This is a genomic window from Streptomyces sp. NPDC054047 (assembly GCF_055585065.1).
In genome coordinates this window covers 85,685-98,543 of sequence record NZ_JBVJKV010000011.1, presented here as the reverse complement: position 1 = coordinate 98,543, position 12,859 = coordinate 85,685, and the positions used below count along the sequence as shown (strand labels likewise).

General features: G+C 71.8%; 10 protein-coding genes. 3 read left to right on the top strand and 7 right to left on the bottom strand.

What is annotated here, in order from left to right:
* Positions 1-867, bottom strand: a complete 867-nt coding sequence (locus tag ACZ6ZP_RS32735; protein WP_351172686.1) for a bifunctional methylenetetrahydrofolate dehydrogenase/methenyltetrahydrofolate cyclohydrolase — start codon at positions 865-867, stop codon at positions 1-3.
* 266 nt (positions 868-1,133) lie between these two features.
* Between ACZ6ZP_RS32735 and ACZ6ZP_RS32730 the strand changes: the two genes are divergently transcribed.
* Positions 1,134-1,745, top strand: a complete 612-nt coding sequence (locus ACZ6ZP_RS32730) for a hypothetical protein (protein ID WP_351172683.1) — start codon at positions 1,134-1,136, stop codon at positions 1,743-1,745.
* A gap of 251 nt (positions 1,746-1,996) precedes the next feature.
* On the opposite strand, the gene purH is transcribed toward ACZ6ZP_RS32730, so the two are convergent.
* Both purH and purN read right to left on the bottom strand, forming a co-directional pair.
* On the bottom strand, positions 1,997-3,565 hold the full coding sequence (gene purH / locus ACZ6ZP_RS32725) for a bifunctional phosphoribosylaminoimidazolecarboxamide formyltransferase/IMP cyclohydrolase (protein ID WP_469409422.1): 1,569 nt from the start codon (positions 3,563-3,565) through the stop codon (positions 1,997-1,999).
* Positions 3,562-4,191 (bottom strand): phosphoribosylglycinamide formyltransferase, encoded by a 630-nt coding sequence (gene purN / locus ACZ6ZP_RS32720; RefSeq protein ID WP_351172677.1) that lies wholly within the window; start codon positions 4,189-4,191, stop codon positions 3,562-3,564. Before purN ends, purH begins: the two co-directional genes overlap by 4 nt.
* A 216-nt stretch (positions 4,192-4,407) precedes the next feature.
* On the opposite strand from purN, the gene ACZ6ZP_RS32715 reads away from it, so the two are divergent.
* Entirely contained in the window at positions 4,408-5,349 is a 942-nt protein-coding gene (locus ACZ6ZP_RS32715) for a hypothetical protein (protein ID WP_469409420.1), read from the top strand.
* Between the two features lie 855 nt (positions 5,350-6,204).
* Here ACZ6ZP_RS32715 and ACZ6ZP_RS32710 read toward each other — a convergent pair.
* Positions 6,205-7,803: a cell division protein PerM gene (locus ACZ6ZP_RS32710; protein WP_469409418.1), complete on the bottom strand. Its 1,599-nt coding sequence runs from the start codon at positions 7,801-7,803 to the stop codon at positions 6,205-6,207.
* Positions 7,804-7,961: 158 nt separating this feature from the next.
* Between ACZ6ZP_RS32710 and ACZ6ZP_RS32705 the strand changes: the two genes are divergently transcribed.
* Positions 7,962-9,230 (top strand): sigma factor-like helix-turn-helix DNA-binding protein, encoded by a 1,269-nt coding sequence (locus ACZ6ZP_RS32705; RefSeq protein WP_366464472.1) that lies wholly within the window; start codon positions 7,962-7,964, stop codon positions 9,228-9,230.
* A gap of 97 nt (positions 9,231-9,327) precedes the next feature.
* Here ACZ6ZP_RS32705 and sucD read toward each other — a convergent pair whose 3' ends face one another.
* The 3 genes from sucD to ACZ6ZP_RS32690 all read right to left on the bottom strand — a co-directional run bounded on the left by sucD (position 9,328) and on the right by ACZ6ZP_RS32690 (position 12,759).
* Positions 9,328-10,212, bottom strand: a complete 885-nt coding sequence (gene sucD / locus ACZ6ZP_RS32700; protein ID WP_160506736.1) for a succinate--CoA ligase subunit alpha — start codon at positions 10,210-10,212, stop codon at positions 9,328-9,330.
* 21 nt (positions 10,213-10,233) lie between these two features.
* Positions 10,234-11,412 (bottom strand): ADP-forming succinate--CoA ligase subunit beta, encoded by a 1,179-nt coding sequence (sucC, locus tag ACZ6ZP_RS32695; protein ID WP_469409415.1) that lies wholly within the window; start codon positions 11,410-11,412, stop codon positions 10,234-10,236.
* Between the two features lie 369 nt (positions 11,413-11,781).
* Complete coding sequence (locus ACZ6ZP_RS32690; protein WP_469409413.1) at positions 11,782-12,759, bottom strand: hypothetical protein; 978 nt, start codon at positions 12,757-12,759, stop codon at positions 11,782-11,784.
* Positions 12,760-12,859 lie beyond the last annotated feature (100 nt).

The following is a 12,859-nucleotide window of genomic DNA, read 5'->3' as shown; positions in this document are numbered from 1 at the left end:
TCAGCTCGCGGCGGCGGACGCGGCGCGCTCTGCGGCCTCGACGACGTTGACGAGCAGCTGGGCGCGGGTCATCGGGCCGACGCCGCCGGGGTTCGGCGAGATCCACCCGGCGACCTCGCGGACACCCGGGTGCACATCGCCGACGATCTTTCCGGACTCGTCGCGCGAGACGCCGACGTCCAGGATCGCCGCGCCCGGCTTCACGTCCTCGGGCTTGATCAGGTGCGGCACACCCGCGGCGGCCACGATGATGTCGGCCTGCTTGAGGTGCGTGGACAGGTCGCGCGTACCGGTGTGGCACTGCGTCACCGTCGCGTTCTCCGAACGGCGGGTGAGCAGCAGCGGCATGGAGCGGCCGATCGTCACACCGCGGCCGACGACCACGACCTCGGCACCGTTGATCTCCACGCCGTACTGGCGCAGGAGCTGGATGATGCCGAAGGGCGTGCAGGGCAGCGGCGCGGGCTCGTTGAGGACGAGGCGGCCGAGGTTCATCGGGTGCAGGCCGTCGGCATCCTTGGCCGGGTCCATGAGTTCGAGGACGCGGTTCTCGTCGATGCCCTTGGGCAGCGGGAGCTGCACGATGTAACCGGTGCAGGCGGGGTCCTCGTTGAGCTCGCGGACGACGGCCTCGATCTCGTCCTGCGTCGCGGTCGCGGGCAGCTCACGCTGGATGGAGGCGATGCCGACCTGCGCGCAGTCGCGGTGCTTTCCGGCGACGTACTTCTGGCTGCCCGGGTCGTCACCGACCAGAACAGTCCCGAGGCCGGGCGTGAAGCCCCTCTCCTTCAGGGCCGCCACGCGGGCGGTCAGTTCGGACTTGATCGCGGCTGCGGTGGCCTTGCCATCGAGAATCTGGGCGGTCATGACTCCATCTTCCCGGATGAGACCCGCCCGGTACCAATCAGGGCGCCGCCGCGGCCGAGCTGTGTCCCAGCTGTGTCCCGAGACCTGACCAGCTCTGTTGCACTTGCACAACACATAGGGAATGCGGCTGGACAAATAAGCCTGGCCTAAAGAACGATATGCGGCACAGTGCCGCGGGCAGTGTCGGGGGGACGGACCGCATCTGTAGAACTTTCCTCCGTGATGTGCCGCGTCGTCCCCGCATTACCCGACGGAGGAAGACCGCCATGAGTTACGGCGACCCCAACAACCCCTACGGTCCGCCGCAGGGTCAGCAGCCCGGCTACCCGCAGGCCCCGCAGGGCCAGCCCGGTTACGGCTATCCCCAGAACCCCCCGCCCGGCCAGCAGCCCGGTTACGGCTACCCGCAGCAGCCTGCCTATCCCGGCTACCCGGGCGGCAACCAGATGCCCATGACGATGCCCGGTCTGATGACCACCGCTCGCGTCCTCATCTACATCATCTCGGGCCTGCAGATCCTCGTCGCGATCATCGCGGGCATCGCGGTCGCCGCGGCTCAGGACGTGTCCAACGAGGTGGGCGTGGGCGACGAGACCGACGGTCTCGCCGGTCTCGGCTTCGCCCTGGTCGCGGTCCTGATCGCGCTCGCCGTCCTCGGCATCATCCTGGCGGTGAAGTTCAGCACGGGCGGCAGCGGCGTGCGGATCACCACCATCGTCTACGCGTCGCTGATCATTCTCGGCGGCATCGGCAACCTGGTCTCGGGCACGAGCACCGGCGTCTTCAGCGCGATCATAGGTCTCGCCATCGGCGGCATCATCCTGGCCTCCATGGTGAACGCGCAGGGAGCCGCCTGGTTCAACCGCCCCCGCTACTGAGGCGGGCAACCACCGCGCCGCGCAAGCCGTACACACCCACGGGCCGTGCTCACCCTGCCGAGGGAGGGCACGGCCCGTGGGTTTTCGCTTTCCTCAAGTGCGCTACGCGCGCTGCGAGATGAGCTCGGTGAAGCAGCGGTGGCCGCGCCCTCCGGGGAGAGGGCGCGGCCACCGTTGGGCATGGGACTTGACGGGACTTGCTCGGTGGGGCTCAGTGAGACCCGGAGGGGCTCAGTGAGACCCGGCGGGGCTCAGTGGAAGAAGTGACGCGTACCCGTGAAGTACATCGTCACGCCCGCCTTCTTCGCCGCCTCGACGACCAGCTCGTCGCGGACCGAACCACCCGGCTGCACCACGGCCTTGACGCCCGCGGCGGTCAGGATCTCCAGGCCGTCGGGGAACGGGAAGAACGCGTCCGAAGCGGCGTACGCGCCGTGCGCCCGCTCCTCGCCCGCCCGCTCGACGGCGAGCTTCGCGGAGTCGACGCGGTTGACCTGGCCCATGCCGACGCCGACCGAGGCGCCGTCCTTGGCGAGCAGGATCGCGTTGGACTTCACCGCGCGCGACGCTTTCCACGCGAAGGCCAGCTCGGCGAGCTCGCCCGCGTTGAGCGCATCGCCCGTGGCGAGCGTCCAGTTGGCGGGGTTGTCGCCGTCGGCCTGGAGGCGGTCGGTGACCTGGAGGAGCGCGCCGCCGTCGATCTGCTTGACCTCGACCGTGTTCGACGGGGCCTGGTGGGCGCGCAGGACGCGGATGTTCTTCTTCTTGGTGAGGGCTTCGAGCGCGCCGTCCTCGTACTCGGGCGCGACGATGACCTCGGTGAAGATGTCGGCGACCTGCTCCGCCATCTCCTTGGAGACCGGGCGGTTGACCGCGATCACGCCGCCGAAAGCGGAGAGCGGGTCACAGGCGTGCGCCTTGCGGTGCGCCTCGGCGACGTTCGCGCCGATCGCGATGCCGCAGGGGTTGGCGTGCTTGATGATCGCGACGCAGGGGTCGTCGTGGTCGTACGCGGCACGGCGCGCGGCGTCGGTGTCCGTGTAGTTGTTGTACGACATCTCCTTGCCGTGCAGCTGCTCGGCCTCGGCGAGGCCGCCGTTGCCGTCGACGTAGAGGGCCGCGCCCTGGTGCGGGTTCTCGCCGTAGCGCAGGACGTTCTTGCGGGCGTACGCGCTGCCGATGAACTCGGGGAAGTCCGAGCCGTCCGCCGCGTAGTCGTCCGCGAACCAGGAGGCGACCGCGAGGTCGTACTCGGCGGTGTGGCGGAACGCCTCGGCGGCCAGGCGCTTGCGGGCGGTCAGGTCGAAGCCGCCGTCACGGACGGCGGCGAGCACGTCCGCGTACCGGGCGGGGCTCGTGATGACCGACACCGAGGGGTGGTTCTTGGCGGCGGCGCGGACCATCGAGGGACCGCCGATGTCGATCTGCTCGACGCACTCGTCGGGCGTCGCGCCGGAAGCGACGGTCGCCTTGAAGGGGTAGAGGTTCACGACGACCAGCTGGAACGGCTCGATGCCGAGGTCGGCGAGCTGGCGCTGGTGGTCCTCCAGGCGCAGGTCGGCGAGGATCCCGGCGTGCACACGGGGGTGCAGCGTCTTGACCCGGCCGTCCAGGCACTCGGGGAAGCCGGTGAGCTCCTCGACCTTGGTGACGGGCACCCCGGTGGCGGCGATCTTCACGGCGGTCGAACCGGTCGAGACGAGCTCGACGCCGGCCTCGTGCAGCCCGCGCGCGAGCTCCTCGAGCCCGGTCTTGTCATAGACGCTGATGAGCGCGCGCTTGATGGGGCGCTGCGAACCGTGCGTACCTTCGGCGGTCACGGGATAAATACCTTTCGTCCCTCAATGCGGTAGCCGTTGCGGGCCAGACGCCCCACGACATCGACGAGCAGCCTTCGCTCGACTTCCTTGATGCGCTCGTGCAGAGCGCTCTCGTCGTCCTCATCCCCGACCGGGACCACGCCCTGGGCGATGATCGGGCCGGTGTCGACGCCGTCGTCGACGAAGTGGACGGTGCATCCCGTGACCTTCGCGCCGTACGCGAGCGCGTCGCGCACACCGTGGGCCCCCGGGAAGCTGGGCAGCAGGGCGGGGTGCGTATTGACGAACCGGCCGCCGAACCGTGCGAGGAATTCCTTCCCCACGATCTTCATGAACCCGGCCGACACGACCAGATCGGGCTCGTACGAGGCGGTCGCCTCGGCCAGAGCCGCGTCCCACTCGTCGCGCGTCGCGTGGTCCTTCACCCGGCAGACGAAGGTGGGAATCCCGGCGCTCTCGGCGCGCTCCAGCCCGACGATGCCGTCGCGGTCGGCGCCGACGGCGACGATCTCGGCGCCGTAGCCCGCCGTCCCGTCCGTCGAGATCTTGTCGAGCAGAGCCTGCAGATTCGTACCTGATCCGGAGACCAGCACGACGAGGCGCTTGGCCACAGGGCTCTTGGCCACAGCGGGGCCCTTTCTCGGGAGTGCGTCTTTGTGCGGTCGTACAAAAGCTTCGTGCCCTCCGATACGGGGAACTCTACGAAGCGGCCGACCGTCAGCAACGATACCGGCACACGGTGCGGCCCCTCACGGGACGGGGGCGCGGCCGGAAGGTAGCGTCTGCACCAAGACGTCACATCGTTCAGAAGCTCGCTCAACCAAGGGGAAGACGCACACCTGATGCCGGACCGTAGCCTCCGCCTCCCGCTGTCCTTCGCGTTCGGGTTGACGCACGCAGGGGAGCGCGGCTCGACGCTGCTGCGCGACGGCCGCCCGTCGTCCCCGCCGCAGGACTCCCAAGACTCGGGGAGCTCCGACTCCTCGGGCGCTTCCGGCGCCTCGGGCGCTTCGGGCTCGGGCGGCGCTTCCGGCTCGGGCGGCGCTTCGGGCTCGGGCGGCGCTTCGGGCTCGGGCGGCGCTTCCGGCTCGGGCGGCGCTTCCGGCTCGGGCGGCTCCGGGAAGAAGGACGACAACCCCTTCGCGCCGCCGCCGGAGGGGACCCCGGACCAGCCGTGGCGCCCGCGCCCCGGCAACGGCGGCGACGCCCCCGACGGCGACCAGGGCCACTCCCCCTGGGGCAGCCAGTGGAGCGACCGGCAGCCCGGACGCGCCCAGGGCGGCGGCTTCGGCGAGCGCCCCGGCCAGCAGGGCGGCGGCCAGGGCCCCGACGGCTCCTCCGGCTCCGGTTCCGGCTCGGGCATGCGCTGGGACCCGACCGACCCGGCCCAGCGCCGCGCGCGCTACGCCCTACTCTCCGGCATGTGGGCCTTCTTCTTCGCGCTCTTCGGCTGGCGGTACGTGGCCCTGCTCCTGGGCGCGCTCGCGCTGAACTGGGGCATCAGCTCGCTGCGGGCGAAGCCGAAGCAGCCGGATCCGACGGCGCCGGTCGCCAAGCAGCCTTCGGCCGAGCCCGCGAGCACGAAGCCGCAGACCACGGCGGCGATCAGCGGCCTGGTGACGGCGTCGCTCGCCCTGGCGATGGTGGCGGCGACGTTCGCCGCGCAGCTGGTGTACCGCGACTACTACACGTGCGTGACCGACGCCCTCACCAGCCAGTCGAAGCAGGAGTGCGAAGACCTCCTGCCGAAGCAGCTGCGCCCCCTCCTGAGCGAACGCGACTAACCCTGGCCCCGGGGCCTTGACCGGGGCTCCCCTCCCCAGCCCCCTGGGGACGGCTCCGACAGCTGGGGTCCGGGGGCCGACCGGGCGGCCCCCTTCCTGCATTCGGAGGGCTCCGGCAGCTCACCGGGAGCCGACGGGCCTCTTCTCTCGCTCTGGGCGCGACTTCGACAGCTGAGAGGCCGCCCCTTCCCGCCCTCGGAACGGCTCCGGCAACTCGCCGGGAGCCGACGGGCCTTTTCTCCCGCTCTGGACACGACTTCGACAGCTGAGAGGCCGGGGCACGACCCGGCCCCTCCTGCCCGCCCTCGGGAACGGCTCCGGCAACTCGCCGGGAGCCGACGGGCCTTTTCTCTCGCCTTCGGGGCGGCCCCGGCAACTCGCCGAGAACTGACGGGCCTTTCCTCCCGCCCTCGGAACGGCTCCGGCAACTCGCCGGGAGCCGACGGGCCTTTCCTCCCGCCTTCGGGGCGGCCCCGGCGGGTTGCCGGGTTGGCGGATGGTCTTTCTCGCGTTGGGACGGTTGCGCCCGGTCGCCGCTTTGCGGCGGATTTTCCCCGCCCACCCACCCGTTTGCCCCGGGGTGATCGGGTGGGCGAGCGGGAGGGCCTGTTCGGAGCGGGCGGCGCTGCGGGGTGATCGGGTGGGCGGGTGGGGAGCATCCGGCGCGGAGCGGCGGGCTCGTGTGGCGGAGTGTGGGCGCTGCGGGGTGATCGGGCGGGTGGGCGGGGAACATCCGGCGCGAAGCGGCGGGCTCGTGTGGCGGAGTGTGGGCGCTGCGGGGTGATCGGGTGGGTGGGTGGGGAGCATCCGGCGCGAAGCGGCGGTCATGGTGGTGCGGGTGGGGCGACCCCCCCCTCAAGCCCCCGGCGGCCGCTCCTCCGGCTCGTTGGCGGAGCGCAGCGCGGCCCAGCGGGCCTCCCGGGACGCCTCGTCGTGCCAGGCGGCCACGCCCCAGTCCGCCGCGTCCCCCACCGGGGCCTGCGGCAGGAAGTCGTACGGCTCGAACGGCTCGGAGGCCGCCGGCTCCGCAGGAGGAGAAGGCGGCGGGCTCTCGCGGCGCCGCGGCAGCCGCAACCGCGGAGCCCGCAGCCGCAGCCGCAGCCGCAGCCGAGGAACCCGCGGCCTCGGCACCCGGAGCCACCCCCACCGCGGAGCCGCCCGGCGGCCCCGCACCCGCCAGGCCCGCACCAGCAACGCACCCGGCACCCCCACCACCGCCGTCCACCCCACCGCCGCCGCCCCCGTCAGCCACCACACAGGACCGAACTCGGCCAGGACGGCCACGCCCATCGGGCCGCCCGCCAACGCCGCGAGCCCCGCCATGACCGCCCCGCACAGCACCGCCGCCGCCCCGGCGACCAGCGCCGTCCGGCCCCGTGACCACGCCTCGCCCCGCTCCCCGTACGCGGGCGCTGCCGCCCCCACGGTGAACCACGCCACCGCGATCCCCGCCCCCACCGGCACCGCACCCGCCGCCCACGTCAGCGGCGACCCGGGCCCCTCCGTAGGCACCGCGGCGAGCAGCGGGAACGCCGGCAGCATCGGCGCCGCGCTCACGCCGAGCGGCCCCGCCACGCTCCCCGTGCCCAGCGCGAAACCGGGCCCGAGGCCGTACGCCGCGCCCCACACCGCCGCGTTCGGCACCAGCGCCACGGCAAGCAGCAGCACCGCGAAGCGGCCCGACCACACGTCCGTGACCTGCGCGAACGAAGCCCGTGCCAGGCCTCCGTGCAACGCGAGCGAGGCCCCGGCAAGGAGCGCTCCCCCGCCGACGAGCACCAGCGTCCCGGCCGCCCCCGCCCGCGTGACGGCGCGGATGTGCCGACGTACGAAGAAGGGACGTACCCCTGCGGGCAGGGTGCGAAGGGCGGCCCGCGCCACGCCGGGCAGCGGCTCCCGGGGCCGCTCGAGCGCCGTCCAGACTCCCACCGCCGCCGCGCCCGCCACGAGCAGCGGCAGGTGCAGGGCCGCGCTCGGCCACGACGGCCGCAGCTCGCCCCCGGCGGCGTACAGCGTCGCGGCGGCGCCGACCAGCAGATAGCCGCCGACCACCCCGCACCACGCGGTCCGCGGCGCCATCCCCCGCTCCTGCGGATCAGCCGCGTCCCGCGCCGCCCGGTGCGCGAGCCAGCCCGGAAGCACCATCAGGAGCAGGGGCGTGACGCCGAGCGGCGCAGGGGCCCCGGAGAGCGTGTCCGTCCTGATCAGCTCGGTGCCGTGGGCGAGCAGCCACACCGAGGCCGCGACATGCAGCGCCCCGTCCGGCCCGCTGTCCGGATAGGGCGAGCTGATCCAGAGGACCATCACCAGGACGGCGCACGAGCCGAGCCCGAGCCCAGCCGCGACAGCCCCTCCGAACAGGCACGTCCCCAGTCCGGGTGAGCGGTCGCGGGCCCGCTCGACCAGCGTTTTGAGGGGCGGCAACGGAGAGCTGCGGTCGGTGATTTGAGTCACGGCGCCATGCTCCCAACGACACGCGCTTTCTCCCCGTAACAGGCGAATACCCGATGTGTCGCTCAAGATACGTTTATGTACTTTTTCGTACGACGGATCAGCCACGCCCGGCTGCCCGCCGCACGAAGGCCCACGGCCCACGGCGCGGAGAGTCCGACATGACCCAGAGCCCTGCCACCCCGTTGCCGTCCCCCAAGGAACGCCGACGCCTGCGCGAGGCGAAGTCCCTGAGCCAGGGCGAAGTCGCCGCGCGGGTGGGCGTCACCCGGGAGACGGTCCGCTCCTGGGAGTCGGGCCGCTCGGCGCCACGCGGCCGCAGGCGTGAGGTCTACGCGAGGCTGCTCGCCGAGTTCTCGAACGACCGTGCCGTCGCGGACAAGCGCTCCGCGCGGCGCCCCAGCTGGGCCAAGGACCTGGCACCGGCCGTCCCGGACCCGACCGCCGACGCCAAGGACGGCAAGTCCCCCGAGCGCATCCCGGTGGGCGCGGCGATGAACGGCCACACACGGCCCGAGCCGGTGGTGCGCGCGCCGGCGGTCGCCGAGGCGGAACAGCCGCCCGAGCCCAGCCCCGCCTCCGAACCCGCCTCCGAACCCGCCTCCGAACCCGCTGCCGGGCCCACCCCCAGGCCCACCCCCGCCGAAGCCTTCGACGTGCTCTGCGTGACCTGCGCCCCCGGCCTCGTACGCCAGACCTATCTCCTCACCGGCCGCCGCACGCTCGCCCAGGAATCCGTCGAGCGGGCCTTCCAGCTCGCCTGGCAGCGCTGGCCCGAGGTCGCCGTCGACCGCGACCCGGCGGGCTGGGTGCGCGCGGCGGCGTACGAGTACGCGATGTCCCCCTGGCACCGCCTGCGCCCCGGCCACCGGCAGCCGGACGCCCCGCCCGCCTCGGCGGCCGACCGCGCCTTCCTGAACGTACTGATGAGCCTGCCGCCCGCGCAGCGCCGCACCCTGCTGCTCTACGACGGCGTCGGGCTCGACCTGCCCGAGACCGCGGCCGAGACGGAGGCGAGCACGCCCGCGGCGGCCAACCGTCTCCTCCACGCGCGCGAGGCGATCGCCGAGCGGCTGCCCGAGCAGGCGGCGACCCCCGAAGCCCTGCACCAGCGCCTCGGCCAGCTCTGCGCCGCGGAGAAGCTCCAGCCGCCGAACGCGGGCCGGGTGCGCACCGGAAGCGAGGACCGCGCCCGCTTCTGGACCCGGGCGGCGATCGCCTTCACGGCGTTGATCGTCGGCGCCACGGCCCTGACCCTGCGCACGGCCCCGACGCACTACGAACCGCCCCAGTCCCCGGGCAAGGCCATCAGCGGAGTCCCGCCGAGAATGGGTCCGGGCCACCTGACGTACGAGGACCAGATCCTCCACAGGAAGCTCCGCGAGGACATGTCGAGCGGCCCGGAGAGACTGACGCCGCTGCCCCGTTAGGGGCGCGGGGAACCGCGCGACAAGCCACGGTCGGCCCGCGGACGAACAAAAAAGCGGGCCCGCACCTCAAGAAGGTGCGGGCCCGCTTTGAACACTGCTAGCCGGCGAGAATCGCCCGCGCGAGCTTCGCCGTCTCGGTCGGCGTCTTGCCGACCTTGACGCCCGCGGCCTCAAGGGCCTCCTTCTTGGCGGCAGCCGTACCGGAGGAGCCGGAGACGATGGCGCCGGCGTGGCCCATCGTCTTGCCCTCGGGCGCGGTGAAGCCGGCGACGTAGCCGACGACCGGCTTCGTCACGTTGGCCTTGATGTAGTCCGCCGCACGCTCCTCGGCGTCGCCGCCGATCTCGCCGATCATGACGATCAGGTCGGTGTCGGGGTCGGCCTCGAACGCCTCGAGGGCGTCGATGTGCGTCGTACCGATGACCGGGTCGCCACCGATGCCGACGGCAGAGGAGAAGCCGATGTCACGGAGCTCGTACATCATCTGGTACGTCAGCGTGCCGGACTTCGAGACCAGGCCGATGCGGCCCGGCTTCGTGATGTCGCCCGGGATGATGCCGGCGTTCGACTGACCCGGGGTGATGAGACCGGGGCAGTTCGGGCCGATGATGCGGGTCTTGTTGCCCTTCGACTTCGCGTACGCCCAGAAGGCGGCGGAGTCGTGGACGGCGATGCCCTCGGTGATGACGACCGCGAGGGGGATCTCGGCGTCGATCGCCTCGACGACGGCGGCCTTGGAGAAGGCCGGCGGCACGAAGAGGACGGACACGTTGGCGCCCGTGGCCTCCATGGCCTCCTTGACCGAGCCGAAGACCGGTACCTCGGTGCCGTCGAAGTCGACCTTCGTGCCCGCCTTGCGCGGGTTCACGCCACCGACGATGTTCGTGCCGTCACCGAGCATGAGCTTGGTGTGCTTCATGCCCGTGGCGCCGGTCATGCCCTGGACGATGACCTTGCTGTCCTTGTTGAGGAAGATAGCCATGGCTGTTCTGTCCCTCGTCCCTTACTTCGCGGCCGCGAGCTCGGCGGCCTTGTCGGCCGCGCCGTCCATGGTGTCCACGCGCTGCACGAGCGGGTGGTTGGCGTCGCTCAGGATCTTGCGACCCAGCTCCGCGTTGTTGCCGTCGAGGCGCACGACCAGGGGCTTGGTGACTTCCTCGCCCTTGGACTTGAGCAGCTCGAGCGCCTGGACGATGCCGTTGGCGACCTCGTCACAGGCGGTGATGCCACCGAAGACGTTGACGAAGACGGACTTGACGTCCGGGTCGCCGAGGATGATCTCCAGGCCGTTCGCCATGACCTCGGCCGAAGCGCCGCCGCCGATGTCGAGGAAGTTGGCCGGCTTGACGTTGTTGTGCGCCTCACCGGCGTACGCGACGACGTCGAGGGTGCTCATGACGAGACCCGCGCCGTTGCCGATGATGCCGACCTCGCCGTCGAGCTTCACGTAGTTGAGGTTCTTGGCCTTGGCGGCAGCCTCGAGCGGGTTGGCTGCGTCCTTGTCCTCGAGCGCCTCGTGGCCCGCCTGGCGGAAGTCGGCGTTCTCGTCGAGCGAGACCTTGCCGTCCAGGGCCAGGATGCGGCCGTCCTTGGTCTTCACCAGCGGGTTGACCTCGACGAGGAGCGCGTCCTCGGCGACGAAGGTGTCCCACAGGGTGACCATGGCCTCGGCGACGCCCTCGGCCACCTCGGCCGGGAACTTCGCCTGCGCGACGATCTCGCGGGCCTTGTCGATGTTCACGCCTTCGACGGCGTTGACCGGGACCTTCGCGAGGGCCTCGGGGGTCTTCTCCGCGACCTCCTCGATGTCCATGCCGCCCTGCACCGACGCCATGGCGAGGAAGGTGCGGTTGGTGCGGTCGAGGAGGTACGAGACGTAGTACTCCGCCTCGATCTCCGGGGACAGCTCGGCGATCATCACCTTGTGGACCGTGTGGCCCTTGATGTCCATGCCGAGGATGTCCGTCGCGCGAGCGACGGCCTCGTCGGGGTTGCCGGCCAGCTTCACGCCGCCGGCCTTGCCGCGGCCACCGACCTTCACCTGTGCCTTGACGACCGACTTGCCGCCCAGCTTCTCGGTGGCCTCGCGCGCCGCCTCAGGCGTGTCGATGACTTCACCGGCCAGCACCGGTACACCGTGCTTGGCGAAGAGGTCCCTCGCCTGGTACTCGAACAGGTCCACGCGCGTCCGTCCCTTTTCCGTGATCTCGCTGCGATCTCGCTGCTTTGTGGTCAGCTGTCTGCGTGGGCGTGCCGCGGAGGGCAACGTGACTGCGCTGTCACAAGGGAGGCGTAGGACGGAGTCCGGTACGCGGCATGTCCGTCTCGCAGGTTATCGCCGTGGGCCGTAGGTCCCTAAATCGCAGATCACATTTGGGCGGTGATGACTGTCACAGATCGCGGGGCCGGGTACGGGGAGGGCGGTCCCTGGGGTGACAGGGACCGCCCGTTTGCTCCTGTTACTGCTTACCGCTGGTGCTGCTTGCTGCTTAGCACTGGTGCTGCTTGCTGCTGGCGCTGCGCGTGCCGCCGCACGGTCGCGCCTTGCGGGTCAGACGCCGTACGTCGCGTTGTACGCCTGCTCGTACGTCGGCAGGTAGTCCGGGGTGACCGAGTCGGCCACGCCCTGGACGCCCGAGACGGCGTTCCCGGCGAGAGCCCGCGCATCGGGGGCGACGGTGCCGGTCAGGTCCTGCGTGAACGGCGAGGCCTGGCCGACGACGCCACCGGCGAACGGGTGGACGTCACCCGTGACGCCGTACGCGAGCTCGCCCGCGCTGCCGCCGACGCCCCGCACGACGGGCCGCACCTGGTCGGTGACGGTCTGCACGAGCGGCGCGACCGATCCGACGACCCCGCCCGCGAAGGGCTGCACGTCGTCGCCGACGACACCCTGCGCGAACGGCGGGACCTCGCCGACTACCCCGCCCGCGAACGGCGTCACGTCGCCGACCACGCCCTGCGCCAGGTAGCCGACATCGCCGACCGCCTGCCCGGCGACCGGCACGACACCGTCGACGGCGGTGACGGCGACGGGCGGCAGCACGGAGGCGGCGGTCTCGTCGACGATGGGGGTGGCGGTCTTCGTGGCGGTCTGGGTGGCGGCCTCCGGGGTGCCCTCGATGTCCGGGGCGAAGGCGGAGAGGGGTCCGAAGAGGTAGTCGACGGAGTCTTCGGGGGTGCTGACGTCGGAGGTCTTTACGTCGGGGGCGCTGACGTCCGGGGTGCTGACGTCCGGGGTGCTGACCGTGGGGGCGGCCTTGGAGGCGGCGGCCTTCGCTTCGGCGACGGTGGACTTCGCCTCGCTCCGGACGTCGGTGACGGTGGACTTCGCCTTGCCCTGCGCGTCGGCGACATCGGCGACGTCGGCGACATCACCGGTGACGTCGGCGACCGCGTCGGACGCGTTGTCCGGCAGGGCGACGGAGTGCTGCGGCAGCTCGTCCGCGCTGGCCACGGCGGAACCGAGTGCCCAGGCGCCCGTGACACCGGCGGCTATGACGATGGAACGACGGATGTTCTTGTTCATGCGTGCTTCAGATCCTTCGAACTCAGGCTGTGAATCCGACCCGGTACGAGATACGTCCGGTCGGCGGGCAGACCTTTGCCACCCCCGCGCGGCAGGTCTT